Origin of the sequence: Burkholderia sp. BCC1640, from assembly GCF_902833125.1 — a bacterium.
Classification (GTDB): domain Bacteria; phylum Pseudomonadota; class Gammaproteobacteria; order Burkholderiales; family Burkholderiaceae; genus Burkholderia; species Burkholderia diffusa.
On sequence record NZ_CADFEF010000004.1, the window covers coordinates 198,776 to 219,710 of the forward strand.

General features: G+C 67.1%; 19 protein-coding genes. 11 read left to right on the forward strand and 8 right to left on the reverse strand.

Going from position 1 to position 20,935, the window contains the following annotated elements; translation table 11 throughout:
* Window positions 1-177: 177 nt before the first annotated feature.
* The 5 genes from HWX25_RS06845 to mnmC form a co-directional block, all read right to left on the reverse strand.
* Window positions 178-888 (reverse strand): glutamine amidotransferase, encoded by a 711-nt coding sequence (locus tag HWX25_RS06845; protein ID WP_175907822.1) that lies wholly within the window; start codon window positions 886-888, stop codon window positions 178-180.
* Between the two features lie 28 nt (window positions 889-916).
* Window positions 917-1,555 carry a MarR family winged helix-turn-helix transcriptional regulator gene (locus HWX25_RS06850; RefSeq protein WP_059531266.1) on the reverse strand — a complete coding sequence of 213 codons (639 nt, stop codon included), beginning with the start codon at window positions 1,553-1,555 and terminating at the stop codon, window positions 917-919.
* Window positions 1,556-2,059: 504 nt separating this feature from the next.
* Window positions 2,060-3,175, reverse strand: coding sequence for a YbdK family carboxylate-amine ligase (locus tag HWX25_RS06855; RefSeq protein WP_034183814.1), 1,116 nt, complete (start codon window positions 3,173-3,175; stop codon window positions 2,060-2,062).
* A gap of 15 nt (window positions 3,176-3,190) precedes the next feature.
* Window positions 3,191-4,405 (reverse strand): cation:proton antiporter, encoded by a 1,215-nt coding sequence (locus HWX25_RS06860; RefSeq protein WP_175907824.1) that lies wholly within the window; start codon window positions 4,403-4,405, stop codon window positions 3,191-3,193.
* Window positions 4,406-5,080: 675 nt separating this feature from the next.
* Window positions 5,081-7,042 carry a bifunctional tRNA (5-methylaminomethyl-2-thiouridine)(34)-methyltransferase MnmD/FAD-dependent 5-carboxymethylaminomethyl-2-thiouridine(34) oxidoreductase MnmC gene (mnmC, locus tag HWX25_RS06865; RefSeq protein ID WP_175907826.1) on the reverse strand — a complete coding sequence of 654 codons (1,962 nt, stop codon included), beginning with the start codon at window positions 7,040-7,042 and terminating at the stop codon, window positions 5,081-5,083.
* Window positions 7,043-7,431: 389 nt separating this feature from the next.
* Between mnmC and HWX25_RS06870 the strand changes: the two genes are divergently transcribed.
* Complete coding sequence (locus HWX25_RS06870; RefSeq protein ID WP_006401505.1) at window positions 7,432-7,710, forward strand: HU family DNA-binding protein; 279 nt, start codon at window positions 7,432-7,434, stop codon at window positions 7,708-7,710.
* A gap of 143 nt (window positions 7,711-7,853) precedes the next feature.
* Here HWX25_RS06870 and HWX25_RS06875 read toward each other — a convergent pair whose 3' ends face one another.
* Window positions 7,854-9,167: a GTP-binding protein gene (locus HWX25_RS06875; RefSeq protein ID WP_175907828.1), complete on the reverse strand. Its 1,314-nt coding sequence runs from the start codon at window positions 9,165-9,167 to the stop codon at window positions 7,854-7,856.
* 158 nt (window positions 9,168-9,325) lie between these two features.
* Window positions 9,326-9,775 carry a lytic transglycosylase domain-containing protein gene (locus HWX25_RS06880; RefSeq protein WP_059691488.1) on the reverse strand — a complete coding sequence of 150 codons (450 nt, stop codon included), beginning with the start codon at window positions 9,773-9,775 and terminating at the stop codon, window positions 9,326-9,328.
* Window positions 9,776-10,142: 367 nt separating this feature from the next.
* Here HWX25_RS06880 and gspD point away from each other — a divergent pair, with 367 nt between their 5' ends.
* From gspD to gspF, 3 genes are read left to right on the forward strand one after another with little or no spacing between them, the layout of a single operon-like run.
* Entirely contained in the window at window positions 10,143-12,446 is a 2,304-nt protein-coding gene (gene gspD / locus HWX25_RS06885) for a type II secretion system secretin GspD (protein ID WP_175907830.1), read from the forward strand.
* Window positions 12,443-13,942 (forward strand): type II secretion system ATPase GspE, encoded by a 1,500-nt coding sequence (gene gspE / locus HWX25_RS06890; RefSeq protein WP_059531283.1) that lies wholly within the window; start codon window positions 12,443-12,445, stop codon window positions 13,940-13,942. Before gspD ends, gspE begins: the two co-directional genes overlap by 4 nt.
* A 4-nt stretch (window positions 13,943-13,946) precedes the next feature.
* Window positions 13,947-15,164, forward strand: coding sequence for a type II secretion system inner membrane protein GspF (gene gspF, locus HWX25_RS06895; RefSeq protein ID WP_059531287.1), 1,218 nt, complete (start codon window positions 13,947-13,949; stop codon window positions 15,162-15,164).
* Between the two features lie 30 nt (window positions 15,165-15,194).
* Here gspF and HWX25_RS06900 read toward each other — a convergent pair whose 3' ends face one another.
* Complete coding sequence (locus HWX25_RS06900; RefSeq protein ID WP_059448336.1) at window positions 15,195-15,605, reverse strand: type II secretion system protein N; 411 nt, start codon at window positions 15,603-15,605, stop codon at window positions 15,195-15,197.
* Between the two features lie 177 nt (window positions 15,606-15,782).
* Here HWX25_RS06900 and gspG point away from each other — a divergent pair, with 177 nt between their 5' ends.
* Genes gspG through HWX25_RS06935 form a run of 7 tightly spaced genes read left to right on the forward strand, consistent with a single transcriptional unit; the run spans window position 15,783 to window position 20,935 of the window.
* Window positions 15,783-16,235 carry a type II secretion system major pseudopilin GspG gene (gene gspG, locus HWX25_RS06905; RefSeq protein WP_059531290.1) on the forward strand — a complete coding sequence of 151 codons (453 nt, stop codon included), beginning with the start codon at window positions 15,783-15,785 and terminating at the stop codon, window positions 16,233-16,235.
* Window positions 16,236-16,278: 43 nt separating this feature from the next.
* Window positions 16,279-16,821, forward strand: coding sequence for a GspH/FimT family pseudopilin (locus HWX25_RS06910; protein ID WP_175907833.1), 543 nt, complete (start codon window positions 16,279-16,281; stop codon window positions 16,819-16,821).
* On the forward strand, window positions 16,818-17,222 hold the full coding sequence (gspI, locus tag HWX25_RS06915; RefSeq protein ID WP_059531297.1) for a type II secretion system minor pseudopilin GspI: 405 nt from the start codon (window positions 16,818-16,820) through the stop codon (window positions 17,220-17,222). Before HWX25_RS06910 ends, gspI begins: the two co-directional genes overlap by 4 nt.
* Window positions 17,200-17,904 carry a prepilin-type N-terminal cleavage/methylation domain-containing protein gene (locus HWX25_RS06920; protein WP_059602162.1) on the forward strand — a complete coding sequence of 235 codons (705 nt, stop codon included), beginning with the start codon at window positions 17,200-17,202 and terminating at the stop codon, window positions 17,902-17,904. Before gspI ends, HWX25_RS06920 begins: the two co-directional genes overlap by 23 nt.
* 2 nt (window positions 17,905-17,906) lie before the next feature.
* On the forward strand, window positions 17,907-19,034 hold the full coding sequence (gene gspK, locus HWX25_RS06925) for a type II secretion system minor pseudopilin GspK (protein ID WP_175907835.1): 1,128 nt from the start codon (window positions 17,907-17,909) through the stop codon (window positions 19,032-19,034).
* A gap of 24 nt (window positions 19,035-19,058) precedes the next feature.
* Window positions 19,059-20,432: a type II secretion system protein GspL gene (gspL, locus tag HWX25_RS06930; protein ID WP_175907837.1), complete on the forward strand. Its 1,374-nt coding sequence runs from the start codon at window positions 19,059-19,061 to the stop codon at window positions 20,430-20,432.
* Window positions 20,429-20,935 (forward strand): type II secretion system protein M, encoded by a 507-nt coding sequence (locus tag HWX25_RS06935; RefSeq protein WP_059531425.1) that lies wholly within the window; start codon window positions 20,429-20,431, stop codon window positions 20,933-20,935. Before gspL ends, HWX25_RS06935 begins: the two co-directional genes overlap by 4 nt.

Consider the following 20,935-nt stretch of genomic DNA (forward strand, 5'->3'; position numbering starts at 1 on the left):
GGACCAGCGTAGCATGCGGGCTCGAAGCCTGCTGGCAGCCGGTTCGGCAGTAAGCGGATGGTCAGGCAGGGCCGGCGTGCAGCCGGCAACGAGGCAGCGTGCACGCGGCGTACGGCGGTGCACCGGCCGGCAATGCCCGCCCGCGGGCCGGTCACGCGCGATGCCGCTCGCCCGGGATCAAAGCCCGACGCTGTCGAGCCACTCGCCGAACATGCGTCGCGCGGCCGTCTCCAGCACAGGACCGTGCTGAACGGTGTCGGCGCGCAACTGGCGCGCGTCGATGCCGGGCGTCGACGCGATTTCGCCGGCGTTGCCGATCAGCCAGGGTTCGAAACGGTCGGTGCGGATTTCAGGATGACATTGCAGCGCCAGCACGTGCTGCCCCCACGCGAACGCCTGGTGGCGGCACGCCGGTGTCGAGGCGAGATGGATCGCGCCGCCGGGCAGGTCGAACGTATCGCCATGCCAGTGCAGCATCGAGGTCACCGCGCCGTCGAGGTGGCGCAGCGGCGACGCGCGGCCCGCGTCGGTGAGCGTCAGCGGCGCCCAGCCGAGTTCCTTCTGCGCAGCCGGATAGACGCGCGCACCGAGCGCGCGGGCGATGAACTGCGCGCCGAGGCAGATGCCGAGGATCGGCAGTCCGGCGTCGATGCGCTGGCGCACGAGTGCCGCGAGCGGCGCGATCGACGGATACTGCCCGTCCTCGTACACGCTGAGTGGCCCGCCGAGCATCACGAGCAGCGCCGGCTTGAGCGCGTCGAGCGCCTCGACGCGCGACGATCCGACGTCGACGTAGCGCACCCGCCGCCCGCGCTCTCCGAGCACCTGCTCGAAGCTGCCGAGGTCCTCGAAATGCACGTGGCGGATCGCGACCACTTCTGCGTTCATCATCGGCCTCCCGGTCGATCGACGGACGTCAGCCGGCGAACACCTTCCAGGTCTTCTTTTGCGTCGCCGCGTCGGCTTCTTCGTGCACCGAACAATCGAGACGCAGATCGCTGTCGGCCATCGACAGATCGAGCGCCGCGCAGTGATGCACGGTCTTCTTCGACTGCTTGCCCGGCTGGAAATGCGCGCACGTCAGGCACATGCGCTGCGGCGGCGTCGCACCGGCCACCTGCAGTTCGCGCAGCGTCTTCAGCAGCGCACGGTACAGCGTGCCCTGCTCGTCCGCACCGAGCTTGCCGACCGCTTTCGTCAGGAATTCAGGCCATTGCAGCGCCTTCTTCGCCGCGGTACGGCCGCGGGCCGACAGGCGCACGGCGAGCGCACGGCCGTCGTCCAGTGCGCGACGCTTCTCGACGAGACCCTTCGTCTCGAGCGTGCTGACCGCATCGCTGGTGGTCGCAGCCGTGAGCTGCGTCTCGCGTGCGATCTCGCCGAGCCGCATCGGGCCCTTGCGTTGCAGCAGCAGCACGAGGATCTCGCCCTGCGTCGGCGTGAGGCCTGCGCCTTCCGCCCAATCCCATGCCTGGCTTCGCATGGCCGTACTCAACCGCAGCAAGCTGTGGGTCACACGTCCCGAAGCCTGATTCCCGTAAACGCCTTCGCTCATAGTCTTTTCGCTTTGCCGCCGCCCGGATCGCCGAGCAGCCGTAGTGTGGAGATCGAATGTCATCTCAAAACAGACGCCCGTTGAAGAGCGTCGACACGGCCGTCGCGAGGCACACGCGGCGGTCGCGTTCGCGGCGACCGGTGAGACACGGGTCGTTCCGGTGTCCGCAAAGCCGACATTCTAAGCGAGAGCGGAAAATCGCACAGCTAAGTTATCCCCTGCATTCTGTGGAAAATCGCTGGATAACCGGATTTTTTCGTTGTGCCGGCAATCTCTGCCGACCCCACAACCGAACGCGCAAACATTTTCCTGTTCGAATCGGCCATCGTGCCGACAGCATCGGTCCACCGGGTTATCCATCCCGCAGAGCGTTGACTTTGAAGCGGAATATCGGGTTATCCACAGATTTTCAGGACGACTGGCGACGCGCTGCGCACGAATCGGCGCCGAACGGCGTTCAGCGAATCGCCGCGCGGTCGAGCCTGTAATCTGCAAAACATTTTTTCATTCACGCCAGCGCAGGCACTGCTGACGGACCGTCTCGTTCAGCGATTTTTCCTGTTTGAAAACGGTTCTCAACCACGATGCGTCATTCACGCGCGCCTTCGCGAGCGCGCCGATCTCGTCGAGCGCCGCGCGCGAGCCGAGCGCGGCCGCATGCGGCGCGATCCGGTCGAGCGTGTCGAGGATGTCTTCCGCGATCGTGCGGCGCTCACCTGTCTGAGGATTGACGCAGGTGCCCTCGAGCCCGAAGCGGCACGCTTCGAAACGGTTGAATGTGTAGACGAGATAGTCGTCCTCCGACAGCTTCAGCGGCCGGTCGGTCAGCAGGTAGCGCGCGAGCGTCTGGATGTAGCAAGCAATCGCGGCAGCGCGATCAACCGACAGCGGCGTGTCCATCACGCGCACCTCGATCGTCCCGTAACCGGGCTTCGGCCGGATGTCCCAGTAAAAGTCCTTCATCGAGTTGACGACGCCCGTGTTGACCATCTTCATGAAGTACTCCTCGAAGCTGTCCCAGGTCAGCACGAACGGCGCGCGGCCCGACAGCGGGAACGCGAACACCGAATTCAGGCGTGCCGAATGGAAGCCGGTGTCGACGTTCTGCACGAACGGCGACGACGCGGACAGCGCGATGAAGTGCGGAATGAAGCGCGACATCGAGTGCAGCAGGAACAGCGCGCTGTCTGGATCGGGACAGCCGATGTGCACGTGCTGGCCGAACACGGTGAACTGCTTCGCGAGATAGCCGTACAGCTCGGAGATGTACTGGAAGCGCGGCGCGTCGTAGATCTGCCGGTCGCTCCACTGCTGGAACGCGTGCGTGCCGCCGCCGGCGAGCCCGACGTTGAGCTGGTCGGCCGCCTTCACGAGCACGTCGCGGATCGCGTGCAGCTCGCTGACCGCCTGCTCGTGCGAATGGCAGATGCCGGTCGACAGCTCGATCATGCTCTCGGTGATTTCGGGCGTGATGTTGCCGGGGAAGGTCTCGCCTTGGATGAGGCGCATCAGGTCGGATGCCGCCTTGGTCAGGTCGTAGTTGTGCGTGTTGACGACCTGGATCTCCAGTTCGACGCCGAACGTGAACGGTTCGGAATTGACGAAAGTTTCGAGTGCCATGGCAGGTTCCGGAAATCAGTTGCCGTCGCTGCGTTCGCTGACCGCCGACAGGCAGCGGTAGACGACGAACGGGCTGACGAGCTGCAGGATCACGATCGTGCACATCACGATCGCGCGCAGATGCGGGTCGAAATTCGGATAGAGCTGGTAGGTGTCGTCGACGAGCAGGTACGACAGCGCGGACATCGGCGTGAGCGCGATACCGAGCGCGATGCCCTGCTTCATCCCGATGCCGCTCGGCTTCGCGAACGCGACGACGCCGGCCAGCTTCGCCACGAGCCGCGTGACGATCAGCGCGATCGCGAGCAGCCCGCCGAGCGCGATGTCGCCCCACGTGAACGACGTGAGCGTCAGCACGAACAGCACCACCGTCAGCAGCCAGCCGGCCGTGCCGAAATGCTCGGGCCACAGCTGCGGCCGCGCTTCGAGGTTCTTCACGATGATGCCGGCGAGCAGCAGCGTGAGCAGCGTCGACAGCTTCAACGCCTGCGCCACCGCGATCGCGAGCATCACGAGGCCGAACAGCGCGACGAACGAATGCTCGTCGCGCATCGTCGAGGTCATGTGGCGGAACAGGTAATTGCACGCGCGCGCGACCAGGTACGCGACGATGAACGAACCGGCGATCAGGTAGACGGGCTGCAGGATCGTCGCGAAAACGTTCCCGTACGCCTCCTGGTGGAGCCAGCTCGTGACGAGCTTGGTCAGCACGATCGCGTACACGCTGTTCAGCGCGGTCAGCGTGATGAGGCGCTGCGACACCTGCCCTTCCGCACGCAGTTCGGTCTTGAGCTGGATCACCATCGACGGCGACGTCGCGATCGCGATCGCCGACAGCACGAGCGCGACCATGCCCGACACGCCGAGCACGAGCATCACGAACAGCACGAGCACGAACGTCAGCGTCGCCTCGGCAAGGCTCGACGCAATGAGCCACGGATTGCGGCGAATCCATTTCAGGTCGAGACGGCTGCCGAGCTCGAACAGCAGCAGGCCGAGCGCGACGTCGATCAGCAGCCGCGAGGTTTCGTCGGTGCTCGCGTCGATCACGCCGAATCCGAACGAACCGGCGACGAGACCGATCACCGCATAGCCGGTGATGCGCGGCAACCGCCATGCGCGGTAGCACAGCTCGCCGCACAGACCGGCCGCGAACAACGCGAGCCCGGCCCAGAACACGGCATCCGGCGCAAGCGGCCAGTTGGGCAGGAATGAGAACGCCGACTTCATCGTGGTGACTTCTCCTTTGGAAGCAATCGCCAGCGGCGCGGGGTCAAGCGTCAGAAATGAGATGCGCGCCGGCTGGGTATCGCCCCGAATGTGATTGTTGTGGTCGACGACGGCGGGACATGGGATCCGCCTTTTTCCGCCGTCCGGCGGAACTGTCGTTCAGGCTGCCGATCTGGATTGTCGGCCTGATGTGTGAACGGACTGCGCAGTCTCGAAGATTCAGATTCGAAATCGTGCCGACCGTTCCATTGAAGCATGTCCGGCGCCTGGCCGAACGAACGCGAAGGAAACCGATTGTGCCACAGCTTTTTCGCTCCGGAACCGATCGAATCGACTCGCGGCCCTGTGAGGCGCCACAGGTCTTTGGTTTCAACGGTTTACTTGTATATATACGTAGTAGAAGTTAACAAGACGCGCACAGTTCTGTGGATAACTTCGGTTTCCGCAACAAGATCAAGGTGTTGGCGCAGCGATAACCCGTTGCACAGGCTGTTTGCTCACAGCGGTTTGAGTTGAGCAACTTTCGGGCCGTTCGACGACTGTGCCGAGTTGCCCAGTTTACGTCCACTGTGATTGCACACGAACCGCGCGTGGATTCCGCGCGGTTATCCACAGCGTCGAGTGGATAACCTTGCGCGAAAAAATCGAAGGACTGTGAGATTTCGGCTGACGAGATCAGCCGATCTGGCGGCCGCGCAGCGCACGGATCAGGAATCGGGCGGGGTCGACGGCATCGGCGAGTTCGCGCTCGAGCGGCAGCGGCTCGCCTTCGAGTTGCGACGCGATCAGTTCGGCGCCGAGCGCCGCCCACACCAGGCCACGGGAGCCGTAGCCGAATGCGCCGTAGAGCCCAGCGGTGCGCGGCAGGTCGCGCGCCTTCGCACCGCTCAGCGCGCGTGCGTTCGCGATGGTCTGCGCTTCGTCGGCAAGCGGGCCGATCACCGGCACGCGGTCGGCGACGACCCAGCGAAACGCGACGCGCCCGCGCAGCGTCCCGACGTCCGGCAGCTCGCCGATCAGGCCGGGCAGCAGATGCCGCACGCGCTCGATATTTTCGATATGTCCGGCGGGGCGCATCGCAGGATCGAGGTCGTCGGGTTCGAACGTTGCGCCGATCAGCAGCGTGCCGTCGTCGAGCGGCACCGCATAGCCATCGCCGATCGCCGGGCACGGCAGCGGCGCCGTGCTGCCGGGCGGCAGCAGCGTCAACTGGCCGCGCACCGGCTGCAGCGCGACATGCCGCAGGCCGGCGAGACGCACGGCATCGCCCGCGTTCGCGAGCACGACGACCGGCGCTTCGGCGAGCGTCGCACCTGCCGCATCGACGGCGCGCCACGTGTCGCCGTCACGCTCGAGTCGAGCGACCTCGGTGCCGGCCAGCAGTTGCACGCGCTCGCCGGCCGCCGCGACTTGCGCGGCGCAGAGCGCTGCCGGCCATACGGCACCGCCGTGCGGAAACAGCAGGCCGCCATGTGCGACCGGCAGGTTCAGATGCGCGCGTGCGGCGTCGGTGTCGAGCAGCGACACGTAGTCGGACGGTGCGCCGAGCGCGTCGAACGCCTCGCGCATCCGCACGAAATCGTCGGCCGATTCCGCGAGATGAATCATTCCGCGGGTGCTGCGCGCGAACGCATGGCCGGCCTGCTCGAGCGCGCGCCAGCGTGCGAGCGCATGCAGGAAACCGCTGCGCGTGAGGCGGCTCGCGACGTTGTCGTCGCGCGTCATCAGTGGATGAAATACACCGGCCGGATTGCCCGATGCATCGCTCGCGATCCGCGCGTGCCGCTCGATCAGCGTGACGTTCCAGCCGCGTGTCGCAAGCCGTTCGACGACCGCGCAGCCGGCCAGGCCCGCGCCGATCACGATCGCATCGCGCGCGGCAACCGGCAATGCGCGCGGCGGTTCGTGCCGGCGCATCCGCCAGCGCGGTGCATATTCGCCCGCGAGCATCGCGAACTTGCCGGCCAACCCGGCGATCTTGCGATATGTGAAACCCGCGTCGAGGAGCGCCTGTTTCACCACGCCCGCGCTCGAATACGTCGCAAAGGTCGCATTGTCGGCGGCGACGCGTGCCAGTGAGCGAAACACATCGGCCGACCAGAGCTCCGGGTTTTTCGCGGGCGCGAAGCCGTCAAGATAGAACGCATCGGCGCGTGCGACCAGTTTCGGCAGCATCTCGCACGCATCGCCCAGCGCGAGCGTGAGCACGACGCGGCCGGCGTCGAATTCGAGGCGATGGAAACCTGGAACGAGCATCGGCCACGCATCGGCGAGCATCCCCGCTTCTGTCGATATGGTTGTGTTCGCAACTATCTTTGACAGTGCGTGGCGCAGATCGTCGCGCGAAAACGGATGTTTCTCGAACGACACGAAATGCAGCCGCTCGCAGCGCGCGGGATCGTCGCGCCAGGCGGCCCAGGTCGCGAGGAAGTTGGCGCCCACGCCGAACCCCGTCTCGACGATGGTGAACGTGCGGCGGCCTTGCCAGCGCGCGGGCAGCGCGTTGCCCGCGATGAACACGTGGCTCGCCTGCGCGAGCGCGCCCGCGACGTTGTGATAGATGTCGCCGTACGCGGGCGAGACGAGGGTGCCGTCGTCGCGAAACGCGAGCGTGGCGGGAACGAGTCGATCGGGCATGCGAAACAAAAAACGTGGCAGCCAAGCCTGGCAAGGGATTGCGCGGAGGCGTCCGGCGGGCCGTTGGCAAAAACCAACGGCGTCGCGCGACGGCGGACCCGGCTGCGTATCCTGTCCGGTTGGCGCAGGTCAAAAAACGGGCAATCGACGATTCATTCGGCGAAATACCGATGAAAATCTTTGAAACCCTTGTCGTTATTGGGTTTGCGCTGCGCTATCATAGCAACGCCGTACCGCGGGGTGGCCGCCGGCAAGCCGGACGGCACGTCGCGCGGGCCAGGATTCGGCGCTGTGCCGTCGGAGTCTGACTCTCGACGGCACGGTTCGCGCACGTATAATCGGCGCGTTCGCGCTGTTCGTGTCAAACCTAACCTGAAAAAGGAACCTTAATGAACAAACAGGAACTGATCGACGCCGTCGCCGCCCAAACGGGCGCCAGCAAGGCTCAAACCGGCGAAACGCTGGACACGCTGCTCGAAGTCATCAAGAAGGCCGTGTCGAAGGGTGATGCGGTTCAGCTGATCGGCTTCGGCAGCTTCGGTTCGGGCAAGCGCGCAGCACGTACGGGCCGCAACCCGAAGACGGGCGAAACCATCAAGATCCCGGCAGCCAAGACGGTCAAGTTCACGGCTGGCAAGGCGTTCAAGGACGCCGTCAACAAGCGTTAATTCAGCGCCTGTTCCAGGAAAAAAACCCGCCTTCCGGCGGGTTTTTTGTTGGGTGCGCGCGGCATTTTCGCCACAGTTCGCGTCACTCTTGCAAGATTTAACGGTTACTGTTCGCAGCCGTTTTTCCCGAGTTTTACCGTGTACTACGCGTGCACGATCTGCGTGTCGCCCGGGTCTTCGTCGTCATGCGAATCGACATCCCACACCGGAAACGGGTCGTCGAACGTGGCCCATTGCGGCGCGCCGAGCGCGAATTCCGCATCGGTGAGCAGGCATGTGTCGAGTTTCGCGCGCCATGCGTCGGCATCGAGCCCGATGCCGATCAGCACGAGTTCCTGACGGCGATCGCCGACCGAGCGGTCGTCGAGGTCGCCCTGCCACTCCGTGCGAATTTCGGCGAGCAACTCGTCGTCGTCCGGCCATTCCGCGCGATCCTGCGCGGCCCACCAGAGACCTGCCGGGCCATGCCGGCACACGCCGCCCGCCTGCGACAGCGAGCCCGCGATGTCGTTGCGCGTCGCGAGCCAGAAGAAGCCCTTGCTGCGCAGCACGCCCGGCCATTCCTGATGCAGCAGCGCCCAGAGTCGCGCCGGATGAAACGGCCGGCGCGCGCGGTAAACAAAATTGCCGATGCCGAATTCGTCGGCCTCGCCATGCACGTGCGCGTGATGCGGATCGTGGCACTCCGGATCGTCGCAATGCGTGTGATCGTGATCGAGCGACGCGAGCCAGCCCGGCGCGTTCGCGGCTTCGTCGAAATCGAAGCGGCCGGTGTTCAGCACTTCGCCGAGCGCCACGTCGCCGAACGTCGACACGACCTGGTGCGCGCGCGGGTTGAGCCGCGCAAGGATGTGCTGCAGGCGCGCGAGTTCGTCCGCGCCAACGAGGTCGGCCTTGTTGATCACCAGCACGTCGCAGAATTCGATCTGCTCGATCAGCAGCTCGACGAGCGTGCGATCGTCTTCGTCCGATGCGGCGATCCCGCGCGTCGCGAGCGCGTCGTCGGAACCGTAGTCGCGCAGGAAATTGTAGGCGTCGACCACGGTGACGAGCGTGTCGAGGCGCGCGACGCTCGACAGCGACGCGCCGTCGTCGTCGACGAACGTAAAGGTTTCGGCAATCGGCATCGGCTCCGCGATGCCGGTCGATTCGATCACGATCGCATCGAAGCGGCCGTCCGCCGCGAGATTGCGGATCTCGACGAGCAGGTCGTCGCGCAGCGTGCAGCAGATGCAGCCGTTCGACATCTCGACGAGACGTTCCTCGACGTGCGACAGCGCCTGCGCATCGCGCACGAGCGACGCGTCGATGTTGACCGCCGCGAGATCGTTGACGATCACGGCGACTTTCAGGCCCGCGCGGTTCGCGAGGATGTGATTGAGCAGCGTGGTCTTGCCGGCGCCGAGGAAACCGGACAGCACGGTGACGGGCAACGGCTGGTTCATTGCCGGATTCATAACGATTTGCACCAACGGAAAAGAGGGAAAAGCGGCCGCGGCGCCCTGGCGGGGCGCGATCGGCCCGGGCCGGTCGAAATCGCGGCGTGAGATGCGCATTGTGCATCAAACGCGCGCCGGCCGAGCGGCACGGCGTCAGCCGGCGCTGCGGCGCGGCGTCACTGCTCGGGCGGCAGCAGCTTCCACTGCGCCAGGATTCCCGCGATCTGCCGTGCGTACTTGTCGCGCAGCGACGGCGTTTCGGAATGATAGGCGCCGACGGCCTGCCATGTGTTGCCGTAGCGATTCATCTTCTGGCGCAGGTGCCACGCGGCGATGTAGACGCTCTTGCACGGCTGCATCAGCGTGTCGCGGCCGATGCCGTAGCGCGACAGCGTCGGCAGGTGGATCGAATTGATCTGCATCAGGCCGTAGTCGACCGAGCCGTTCGTGTTCTTGTTCAGCGCGTCGGGCCGGTTGCGCGACTCCTGCCACGCGATCGCGCGCAGGATCAGCGGATTGACCTTCTGATAGCGGGCGGCTTCGTCGAAACAATCCGCGCGAGCGTTTCCGCAGGCGAACCACGCGCCGGCGGCGATCAACGCGATCGAAGCGAACCGTCTGTTCATGTTGCGGAAACGAAAAGGAAATGACGCAAGGATCGGGAAAACCCGTGTCTGTTATTCGTACGACTGGAAACGCGCCGCCCGTATCATACAGACAGTCCGTCGCGTGACGACAAGCGAAAGGCGGCAGCCCGTTTATACCGCATTTTCGTGTCGATTCATCGCAAAACGACGGCGATGGCCTGAATGCCGGGGCATTGCCGAAATCTTACATATTGCATACGGCGTGCCGGATACATGTCGTATGTGAGACAGTCTTCGGATCAATGTGATATTTCGGACATGAAAAACTGCTAATGTCGCGCCTTTAGGACCTGGATCCCAGCACTACCGCCGGAAGTGGCCTGAGCCGGCATCGACCCAATCATCCATGACAAGAAATCGCTTCGTTATGCGGCGCATCGCCACGACCTTGATGGTCGCCGGCATCATCGTCTCGCAGGCCGCCTACGCTCAGGTCACGCTCAATTTCGTGAATGCGGATATCGACCAGGTCGCCAAGGCGATCGGCGCCGCAACCGGCAAGACCATCATCGTCGACCCCCGCGTGAAGGGGCAGCTTAACCTCGTGGCCGAACGGCCGGTGCCGGAAGACCAGGCGCTGAAGACGCTGCAGTCGGCGCTGCGCATGCAGGGCTTCGCGCTCGTGCAGGATCACGGCGTGCTGAAGGTCGTGCCGGAGGCCGACGCGAAGCTGCAGGGCGTGCCGACCTATGTCGGCAATGCGCCGCAGGCGCGCGGCGACCAGGTCATCACGCAGGTGTTCGAGCTGCGCAACGAATCGGCGAACAACCTGCTGCCGGTGCTGCGGCCGCTCATCTCGCCGAACAACACGGTCACCGCCTACCCGGCGAACAACACGATCGTCGTCACTGACTACGCGGACAACGTGCGCCGCATCGCGCAGATCATCTCGGGTGTCGACAGCGCCGCGGGCGCGCAGGTTCAGGTCGTGCCGCTGCGCAACGCGAACGCGATCGACCTCGCCGCGCAACTGCAGAAGATGCTCGACCCCGGCGCGATCGGCAACAGCGACGCGACGCTGAAGGTGTCGGTCACGGCCGACCCGCGCACCAACTCGCTGATGCTGCGCGCGTCCAGCGCGTCGCGCCTCGCGGCCGCGAAGCGCCTCGTGCAGCAGCTCGACGCGCCGAGCGCGGTGCCCGGCAACATGCACGTCGTGCCGCTGCGCAACGCCGACGCGGTGAAGCTCGCGAAGACGCTGCGCGGGATGCTCGGCAAGAGCAGCGGCGACAGCGGCTCGTCGGCGTCCTCCAACGATGCGAACAGCTTCAACCAGGGCGGCGGCTCGTCGTCGAGCGGCAACTTCTCGACCGGCACGTCGGGCACCCCGCCGCTGCCGTCGGGCGGCCTCGGCGGTTCGTCTTCGTCGTCGTACGGCAGCGGCGCGACGGGCAGCGGCGGCCTCGGTACCGGCGGCCTGCTCGGCGGCGACAAGGACAAGGGCGACGACAACCAGCCGGGCGGGATGATCCAGGCCGACTCGGCGACCAACTCGCTGATCATCACCGCGTCCGATCCGGTCTACAGGAACCTGCGCTCGGTGATCGACCAGCTCGACGCACGGCGCGCGCAGGTCTATATCGAAGCGCTGATCGTCGAGCTGAACTCGAACACGTCCGGCAACCTCGGCATCCAGTGGCAGATCGCCCAGGGCCAGTTTCTCGGCGGCACGAACTTCAGCGCCCCCGGTACGCCCAGCGGCAACATCCTCGGGGTGTCGGGCGCGGTTGCCGCCGGTGGTACAGCGGGGCTCGGCGCGCTGGGGCAGACGCTCCTGCCGGGCTTGAACGTCGGCTGGCTGCACAACATGTTCGGCGTGCAGGGCCTCGGCGCGCTGCTGAATTATTTCGCGGGCGTGAGCGACGCGAACGTCCTGTCGACGCCGAACCTCATCACGCTCGACAACGAAGAGGCGAAGATCGTCGTCGGCCAGAACGTGCCGATTCCGACGGGGTCGTATTCGAACCTGACGAGCGGCAACACGAACAACGCATTCAATACCTACGATCGCCGCGATGTCGGCCTCACGCTGCATGTGAAGCCGCAGATCACCGACGGCGGCATCCTGAAGTTGCAGCTCTACACCGAGGATTCGGCGGTCGTCACCAGCACGTTGACCGCCACGACCGGCCCGACCTTCACCAAGCGCTCGATCCAGTCGACGATCCTGGCGGACAACGGCGAAATCATCGTGCTCGGCGGCCTGATGCAGGACAACTACAACGTGTCGAACAGCAAGGTGCCGCTGCTGGGCGACATCCCGTGGATCGGCCAGCTGTTCCGCTCGGAATCGAAGAACCGACAGAAGACCAACCTGATGGTGTTCCTGCGCCCGGTGATCATCACCGACCGGCAGACCGCGCAGGCGGTGTCGGCGAACCGCTACGACTATATCCAGGGCGTCACGGGCTCGTATAAGTCTGACAACAACGTCATGCGTGACAAGGACGATCCGACCGTTCCGCCGATGCCGCTCGGCCCGAGCGAAGGCGGCTCGGCACTGAACCTGTTCGACCTGACGAAGATTCGCCGCCAGCAGCAGGGCCCGCAGTCGGCGCAGCAGGCGCAACCGGCCGTCCAGCCGCAAGCCGTGCCGCAGCAGCAGATGCAGCAACAGCCGCTGACGGTGCCGCCGGGAGCCTCGCAGTGACCGACGTGCTCGCGTCCTCCGCCCACGACGGCGCGCCGGGCGAACGGCAGCCGCCGTCGCCGCTCGCCGCGCGCCTGTTGCCGTACGGCTTTGCGAAGAGCGGCCAGGTGCTGATCGCGCACCAGCTCGACGACACGCTCGAGGTGTGGATCAGCGAACGCACGAACGACGCGGCGCTCGCCGAAATCGCGCGCAACTTCGGCTCGATCTCCGTGCATCGCGTGCCGGCCGACGAGCTCGCGCAGGCAATCAACCAGGCCTACGCGCGCCAGGACGGCAGCGCGGCGCAGATCGTCGGCGAGGTCGAAGGCGAAGTCGACCTGTCGCGGCTGATGCAGGACATCCCCGAAGTCGAGGATCTGCTCGAATCGGAAGACGACGCGCCGATCATCCGGATGATCAACGCGCTGCTCACGCAAGCGGCGCGCGAACAGGCCTCGGACATTCACATCGAGCCGTTCGAGAACGCATCGGTCGTGCGCTTTCGCGTCGACGGCACGCTGCGCGACGTCGTGCGCCCGAAGAAGGCGCTGCACGGCGCGCTGATCTCGCGGATCAAGATCATGGCGCAGCTCGACATCGCCGAGAAGCGCCTGCCGCAGGACGGCCGCATCACGCTGCGCGTCGGCGGCCGGCCGGTCGACGTGCGCGTGTCGACGCTACCGACCGGGCACGGCGAGCGCGCGGTGCTGCGTCTGCTGGAAAAGGATGCGCAGCGCCTGAACCTCGAGGCGCTCGGGATGGGCCGCGACACGCTCGTCCAGTTCGACAAGCTGATCGGCCGCCCGCACGGGATCGTGCTGGTGACGGGCCCGACCGGTTCGGGCAAGACGACGACGCTGTATGCGTCGATGTCGCGGCTCGAAACGGCGACGACCAACATCATGACCGTCGAGGATCCGATCGAATACGACTTGTCCGGCATCGGCCAGACGCAGGTGAACGAGCGGATCGGAATGACCTTTGCCCGCGCGCTGCGTTCGATCCTGCGCCAGGACCCGGACGTGATCATGATCGGCGAAATCCGCGATCTGGAAACCGCGCAGATCGCGGTGCAGGCATCGCTGACGGGCCACCTCGTGCTCGCGACGCTGCACACCAACGACGCGGCGTCGGCCGTCACACGCTTGACCGACATGGGCGTCGAGCCGTACCTGCTCGCGTCGTCGCTGCTCGGCGTGCTCGCGCAGCGCCTGGTGCGCCAGCTCTGCCCAGTCTGCAAGGAAGAGCGGCACGAGGAAGGCCGCACCGTGTGGCATCCGGTCGGCTGCGACAAGTGCGGGCATTCGGGCTACACGGGCCGGCGCGGCGTGTACGAACTGCTGGTGGTCGACGATTCGATCCGCACGCTGATCCATCGCAACGCGGCCGATGCGGAGATTCTCGCCGCGGGCCGCGCGGAAGGGATGCGCACGCTGCGCGACGACGCCGAGCGCTGGCTCGCGGCCGGCGCGACGTCGCTCGAGGAAGTGCTGCGCGTGACGGGAGGCGCATAGCGCGATGCCGGCATTCCGTTTCGAAGCAATCGATTCGGCGGGGCGCGCGCAGAAAGGCGTGATCGACGCCGACAGCGCGCGCGCCGCGCGCGGCCAGCTGCGCACGCAGGGGCTCACGCCGCTCGTCGTCGAGCCGGCCGCCAGCGCGACCCGCGGCGCGCGCTCGCAGCGCCTAGCGTTCGGCCGCAAGCTGTCGCAGCGCGAGCAGGCGATCCTCACGCGCCAGCTCGCGAGCCTGCTGATCGCGGGGCTGCCGCTCGACGAGGCGCTCGGCGTGCTCACCGAGCAGGCCGAGCGCGACTACATTCGCGAACTGATGGCCGCGATCCGAGCGGAAGTGCTCGGCGGCCATTCGCTCGCGAACGCGCTGGGCCAGCATCCGCGCGACTTTCCGGAAATCTACCGCGCGCTCGTCGCGGCGGGCGAGCACACCGGCAAGCTCGGCATCGTGCTGTCGCGCCTCGCCGACTACATCGAACAGAGCAACGCGCTGAAGCAGAAGATCCTGCTGGCGTTCACGTATCCGGGAATCGTCACGCTGATCGCATTCGGCATCGTCACGTTCCTGCTGAGCTATGTCGTGCCGCAGGTCGTCAACGTGTTCGCGAGCACGAAGCAGCAACTGCCGCTGCTGACGATCGTGATGATGGCGCTGTCGGATTTCGTCCGGCACTGGTGGTGGGCGATCCTGATCGCGGTCGCGCTCGTCGTGTGGTTCGTGAAGGCGACGCTGTCGCGCGACGGGCCCAGGCTCGCGTTCGACCGCTGGGTGCTGACGGCGCCGCTCGCGGGCAAGCTCGTGCGCGGCTACAACACGGTGCGCTTCGCGAGCACGCTCGGGATCCTGACCGCGGCCGGCGTGCCGATCCTGCGCGCGTTGCAGGCGGCCGGCGAGACGCTGTCGAACCGCGCGATGCGCGCGAACATCGACGATGCGATCGTGCGCGTGCGCGAAGGCTCCGCGCTGTCGCGCGCGCTGAACAACGTGAAGACGTTTCCGCCGGTGCTGGTGCACCTGATCCGTTCAGGCGAGGCGACGGGCGACGTGACGACGATGCTCGATCGCGCGGCGGAAGGCGAGGCGCGCGAACTCGAGCGGCGCACGATGTTCCTGACGAGCCTGCTCGAGCCGCTTTTGATCCTCGCGATGGGCGGCATCGTGCTCGTGATCGTGCTGGCCGTGATGCTGCCGATCATCGAGCTGAACAACATGGTGCAGTGACGGCCCGGGCGCCGGTCGGGCCGCCGCCGTTCAACGCATGTAGATCGCGGGGGACGGCGTGTTCGCGGGGAGCTGGATTTCGGCGCGGGCGCCGTTGCGGTCGACGATGATCGAGCGGCTGCGGACTTCCGCGAGCTTCGCGCCGGGCGTGACTTCCGCGCCGAGCGACACGGCACGCGGCGGTTCGCCGCCGACGCCGACGATCGCGGCGCCGCCATGATCGAGCGCGAGAATGCCGAACAGGTGGATGTCCTGCACGGGATTCTTGTCGAGCTGTCCGCCGAAGAGCGCGGCGGCGTCCTCGGTGCGGATCGGCAACCGCGCGGCGGCGGCGGGCAGCGGCGCTTCGCGGGCCGACAGCGTGACGACCCAGTAGGTGGCCGTCGCGCACAAACCCGCGAAGAGGGCTAGGGAGAGGATCCGGATCGAGAGCGCGTTCATGCGCGCTATTGTACGGATGTATATGAAATTTGCGTTGGGTGAAAGCCCTCGGCAATGCGCGCCTTACAATGCGTGCTCCGCGCCCGGGGAAACGGAAGCCAGCCGTCAGGCAAGCGTCCGGAATACGCCGGGTGCGTCACTCAATCGACGATATTTTTTGGAAAGAGGTAGTCAGTCATGCAAACGTGGATCACTCGCCGTAATGCGGCCGTGCGCCGTCAGCGCGGTTTCACGCTGATCGAGATCATGGTGGTGGTCGCGATCCTCGGGATCCTGGCGGCACTGATCGTGCCGAAGATCATGAGCCGTCCCGACGAGGCACGCCGTATCGCCGCGAAGCAGGACATCGGCACGATCATGCAGGCGCTCAAGCTGTATCGTCTCGACAACGGCCGCTATCCGACCCAGGAACAGGGCCTGAACGCGTTGACCCAGAAGCCGACCACCGATCCGATCCCGAACAACTGGAAGGACGGCGGCTATCTCGAGCGCCTGCCGAACGATCCGTGGGGCAATGGGTACAAGTACCTGAACCCGGGCGTGCACGGGGAGATCGACGTGTTCAGCTACGGCGCCGACGGCAAGGAAGGCGGCGAGAGCAACGATTCCGACATCGGTTCGTGGCAGTAAGCCCGCGCTGACCGGACCGACGTTCTTCCCGTTTCTTCACTTCATGCCCGCCCTTCGCACGCCCTTGCGCTCCGCTCGCGCTCGCCGCGATGCCCGCGACGGCCGCGTGCGTCGCGGCGCGGCCGTGATCGCGGCGCGAGCGCGCGGCTTCACGCTGCTCGAGATGCTGGTCGTGCTCGTGATCGCGGGCCTGCTGGTGTCGCTCGCGTCGCTGTCGCTCACACGCAATCCGCGCACCGACCTGCGCGAGGAAGCGCAGCGCATCGCGCTGCTGTTCGAGACGGCCGGCGACGAAGCGCAGGTGCGCGCGCGCCCGATCGCGTGGCAGCCGACCGCGCACGGCTTCCGTTTCGACGTGAGCTCGCCCGATGGCTGGCGCACGCTGCGCGACGACGTGCTGCGCCCGCGCGACTGGGACGGCGGCGTCACCGGCGCCGATATCGACTATCCCGGATCCGACACGCGTGCGAGCCGCGTCGTGTTCGGCATCGAAAGCGTCGACACGCCGGTGCGCGTGACGCTCCATTCGGCAGTCGGCAGCGCGACGATCGTCGGCACCGGCAACGGCCGCTACGAGGTGCAATGACGATGCGTCGTCGCCTGCCCTTCCCGGCTCCTTCCCGAGGCTTCACGATGATCGAGGTGCTGGTCGCGCTCGCGATCATCGCGGTCGCGCTCGCCGCGTCGATCCGCGCGGTCGGCACGATGGCGACCAATGCATCCGATCTCCATCGCCGGCTGCTCGCCGGCTGGAGCGCCGACAACGCACTCGCGCAGCTGCGGCTCACGCATGCGTGGCCGGAGGTCGGCGAGCAGAGTTTCGACTGTTCGCAAGGCAACGTGCAGCTCGTTTGCACGCAACGCGTGAGCACGACGCCGAACCCGGTGTTCCGGCGCGTGCAGATGTCGGTGAGCATGCCGGGGCACGCCGGCGTGCTCGCGCAAATGGTGACGGTGGTCGCGAATGAAACCAGCCGTCCGCTCTGACGCGCCGATGCGGCGCCGGCCCGTGCGTTCCGTCGGCTCGCGCCGCGTGCGCGGCTTCACGCTGATCGAACTGATGATCGCGATCGCGATCCTCGCGGTGGTCGCGATCCTCTCGTGGCGTGGCCTCGACCAGATCATGCGCGGTCGCGACAAGGTCGCGTCCGCGATGGAGGACGAGCGCATCTTCGCGCAGATGTTCGACCAGATGCGCATCGACGCGCGGCTCGCCGCCACCGACGACGAAGCCGGCCAGCCGGCGATCGGCGTCGCCGGCAACACGCTGCAGATCGTCCGCGAACTCGACGTGCCGGGCGCCGCGCCGCGGCTGCAGGTGGTCCGCTACCGGATCGCCGGCGGGCGCGTCGTGCGCTATGCGTCGCCGCCGCTCGACGACGCGAACCGCCTGCGCGACGTGCTGAAGGACAGCAGCGTCGACGGCTGGAGCTGGGTCGCGCTGATGGGCGGCGTCGGTGCGATCGACGCGAAGCTGTACGTGCCGCGCGTCGGCTGGACCACCAACCTGCAGGCGGCCAGCGACGCGCTGTCGCAGAACAACGATGCGCTGAAGGTGCCGCAGATCGGCAACGCGCCGCCGACGCGCGCGGTGACGGGGCTGCAGGTCAGCATCGGCGCGACGTCGCTGCGCGTGCCCGTCACGCGCATTTTCCTCGTCGGGGAATGACGATGCGCGCGCGCCCTCACCGTTCCCGGTTCGCCACTCGCGGCGGCGCACGCGCGCATGTACGCACCCGCCGCGAGCGCGGTGCGGCGATCATCACCGCGCTGCTCGTCGTCGCGCTGTCGGCGATCCTCGTGTCGGGGATGCTGTGGCGTCAGCAGGTGCAGATTCGCCGCATCGAGAACCAGCGCGTGATCGCGCAGGCGCAGTGGGTCGCGCGCGGCGCGCTCGACTGGACGCGCATGATCCTGCGCTCCGAAGGCGACACGGCGCCCGGCATCACCTATCTCGGCGGGATCTGGGCCGTGCCGATCGCGAAGACCAAGCTGTCCGACTTCCTCGGCCGGATCGGCGCGCCGAACGACAACGGCGGCGAAGACACCTACATCTCCGGATCGATCGAGGACGCGCAGGCGAAGTACAACCTGCGCAACCTCGTGTCGTCGCCGGCGCCCGGCGTGCTGCAGCTCAACGTGATGCAGCTCCAGGCATTCCAGCGGCTGTTGACGACGCTCGGCTACGACGGCGCGTTCGCGAAGCGGATCGCGCTGCAGATGCGCGCGGGCCTGATGCATTCGGCGACGCGTTTCCAGACGCCGACGCTGCCCGGCGCCGGTACGGCCGCGACCGCGCCGGTGCCCGGCGGCGACATGACCGGCAACATCACCGACGAACCGGGGATGTCCGACGGCGATCGCGGGCCCGCGCCGCTCCAGATGACCGGCGTCGACAGCCTGCTCGACGTCGACGGCGTGACGCCCGAGATGGTCGCGCGGCTGCGCCCGTTCGTCACCGTGCTGCCGACCACCACGCCGGTGAACATGAATACCGCGCCGGCCGAGGTGATCGCGGCGCTGGTGCCGGGGATGAGCGTGTCGTCCGCGCAGGCGCTCGTGGCGCGGCGCGAGACCGTGTTTTTCCGCAACGTCGGCGACGTGCAGCTCGCGCTGCGCGGCGCCGGAGCGCCGCCGAACGCGACGATCGACTCGAGCCTCGTCGACGTCAATTCGAACTATTTCATCGTGCATGGCCGGATTCAGCACGATCGCGCGGAGGTCGATCGCACCTCGCTCGTGTATCGTGATTCGACCACGCACTCGACGCGGGTCGTGCGCATCCGCGACCAGCTATAACGACGCCATTCGGGAGAGGAGCTCTTGAGCACGCTGATTGTTTCTTTGCCGCCGCGTGAGCCGGCCGTGCCGTTGCAGGAGTGGCAGTGGCCCGAGCTGCCGTTCACGCTCGTGGACAAGGCCGGCCAGGTGCAGCGCGCGGGCCGCGCCGCGCTCGCGCTGCTGCCGCGCGCGAACGCGACGGTGCTGATCGTCGCCGCGCGCGACGTGCTGCTGCTGGCCGCGACCGTGCCGCCGCTCAAGGGGCCGAAGCTGCGCCAGGCGCTGCCCAACATCGTCGAGGACCAGCTGATCCAGGATCCGCTCGGCTGCCATATCGCGCTCGATCCGGTCGCGCTGCCGGACGGCCGCCGCGTGCTGGCCGTCGTCGATCGCGCGTGGTTCCGCGCGATCTGCGACGCGTTCACGGCGGCCGGCCATCGCCACCTGAGCGCCGTGCCCGCGACGCGCTGCCTGCCCGCGCCGCGGGCGCCGGCGGCGGACGCTGCGCCCGATGCGCCTGCCGAGGGTGAGGCCACGCCGGCCGCCGCAATCACGACGGCGGACGAGCCGCCCCTTCGCCCGACGGCGGTGGCCGCGGTGCTCGGCCTCGCGACGACGGTCGAACCCGTGCTCGTGGAAGCCGGCGCGCAGCCGGCCGCGGCCGGTGCGCCGCGTCTCGAGCTTGCGATCGCGCGCGGCGCGCTCGGCGAAGGTTTCGCGGCGCCGGCATCCCGCGCGGGCGGCACGCTGGCCGCGCTCGCCGGTGGCGGCGACGTCGAGCTGTACGAACTCGGCGAACCGGGCGCGGAGCCGCGCCTCGCGTCGGTCGGTCGTGCCGACGGCCCGCTGCTGCCCGGCGCGCAACCGCTGTCGTTCGACGCATTCGCGCGGCGTGCGCTGACCGAACGCTTCGATCTGTGCCAGTTCGAATTCGAATCCCAGCCGTGGCGCTTCGACCGCGCGACGGTGAAGCGCCTGCGCGTGCCGATCGCCCTCGCCGCGGCCACGCTCGGCGTCGCGGTGATCGGGATGAACCTGCACTGGTGGAAGCTGTCGCGCGAGCGCGACGCGCTGTCCGCGCAGATCACCGAGACGCTGCTGTCGGCCTTCCCGAAGACGACGACGGTGCTCGATCCGCCTGCGCAGATGCAGCGTCAGCTCGACCAGCTGCGCCTTGCGGCGGGCGAGCTGTCGCCGAACGATTTCCTCGCGCTGTCGAGCGGGTTGTCGCGTTCGATGGGCGCACTGCCGCTGAACGGAATCGCGTCGCTCGATTATCACGACCGGCGGCTCGACGTCGGCTTCAAGCCGGAGGTCAAGGTCGACCCCGATTTCCCGCAGCGTCTCGCGCGCAACGGGCTGTCCGGCGAAGTCGACAGCAGCACCGGCAAATGGACGATCCGGAGCCGCTCATGAAGACCGAACAACTGAACCAGACGCTGGCCCAGTTCTGGGGCGAACGCACGCCGCGCGAGCGGACGCTGCTCGGCTGGGGCGGCGCCGTGCTGGCGGTCGCGATCGCGTATTCGGTGCTGTGGTCGCCCGCGCAGGAAGGCCGCGCGCGGATCCGCCACGAACTGCCGACGATGCGCCGCGAGCTCGCGCAGATGACCGCGCAGGCCACCGAGGCGAAGTCGCTGACGGCCGCCGCGCAAGGCGTCGCGCCGACCGGCCTCGCGCTGAAGGACGCGCTCACCGCGTCGCTGTCCGATCACGGGCTGCAGGGCGCGCAGGTGCAGGTCGTCGGTAACGGCGTGCAGGTCCAGATGAAGAACGTGCCGTTCCCGGTGTGGACGCAGTGGCTCGACGATGCGCGCCGGCAGTTCAAGGTGCAGGTCGGCGAAGCGCACGTGACCGCGCTGAAGGAAGACGGCCAGGTCGACCTGACGGCCGTGATGCAACCCTCGACGCAGAAATGA

Bases quoted from the DNA above. Each gene is read 5' to 3' on its own strand.
- HWX25_RS06845 (WP_175907822.1), bottom strand. From the start codon at position 888: ATGAACGCAGAAGTGGTCGCGATCCGCCACGTGCATTTCGAGGACCTC.
- HWX25_RS06850 (WP_059531266.1), bottom strand. From the start codon at position 1,555: ATGAGCGAAGGCGTTTACGGGAATCAGGCTTCGGGACGTGTGACCCAC.
- HWX25_RS06855 (WP_034183814.1), bottom strand. From the start codon at position 3,175: ATGGCACTCGAAACTTTCGTCAATTCCGAACCGTTCACGTTCGGCGTC.
- HWX25_RS06860 (WP_175907824.1), bottom strand. From the start codon at position 4,405: ATGAAGTCGGCGTTCTCATTCCTGCCCAACTGGCCGCTTGCGCCGGAT.
- mnmC (WP_175907826.1), bottom strand. From the start codon at position 7,042: ATGCCCGATCGACTCGTTCCCGCCACGCTCGCGTTTCGCGACGACGGC.
- HWX25_RS06870 (WP_006401505.1), top strand. From the start codon at position 7,432: ATGAACAAACAGGAACTGATCGACGCCGTCGCCGCCCAAACGGGCGCC.
- HWX25_RS06875 (WP_175907828.1), bottom strand. From the start codon at position 9,167: ATGAATCCGGCAATGAACCAGCCGTTGCCCGTCACCGTGCTGTCCGGT.
- HWX25_RS06880 (WP_059691488.1), bottom strand. From the start codon at position 9,775: ATGAACAGACGGTTCGCTTCGATCGCGTTGATCGCCGCCGGCGCGTGG.
- gspD (WP_175907830.1), top strand. From the start codon at position 10,143: ATGACAAGAAATCGCTTCGTTATGCGGCGCATCGCCACGACCTTGATG.
- gspF (WP_059531287.1), top strand. From the start codon at position 13,947: ATGCCGGCATTCCGTTTCGAAGCAATCGATTCGGCGGGGCGCGCGCAG.
- HWX25_RS06900 (WP_059448336.1), bottom strand. From the start codon at position 15,605: ATGAACGCGCTCTCGATCCGGATCCTCTCCCTAGCCCTCTTCGCGGGT.
- gspG (WP_059531290.1), top strand. From the start codon at position 15,783: ATGCAAACGTGGATCACTCGCCGTAATGCGGCCGTGCGCCGTCAGCGC.
- HWX25_RS06910 (WP_175907833.1), top strand. From the start codon at position 16,279: ATGCCCGCCCTTCGCACGCCCTTGCGCTCCGCTCGCGCTCGCCGCGAT.
- gspI (WP_059531297.1), top strand. From the start codon at position 16,818: ATGACGATGCGTCGTCGCCTGCCCTTCCCGGCTCCTTCCCGAGGCTTC.
- HWX25_RS06920 (WP_059602162.1), top strand. From the start codon at position 17,200: ATGAAACCAGCCGTCCGCTCTGACGCGCCGATGCGGCGCCGGCCCGTG.
- gspK (WP_175907835.1), top strand. From the start codon at position 17,907: ATGCGCGCGCGCCCTCACCGTTCCCGGTTCGCCACTCGCGGCGGCGCA.
- HWX25_RS06935 (WP_059531425.1), top strand. From the start codon at position 20,429: ATGAAGACCGAACAACTGAACCAGACGCTGGCCCAGTTCTGGGGCGAA.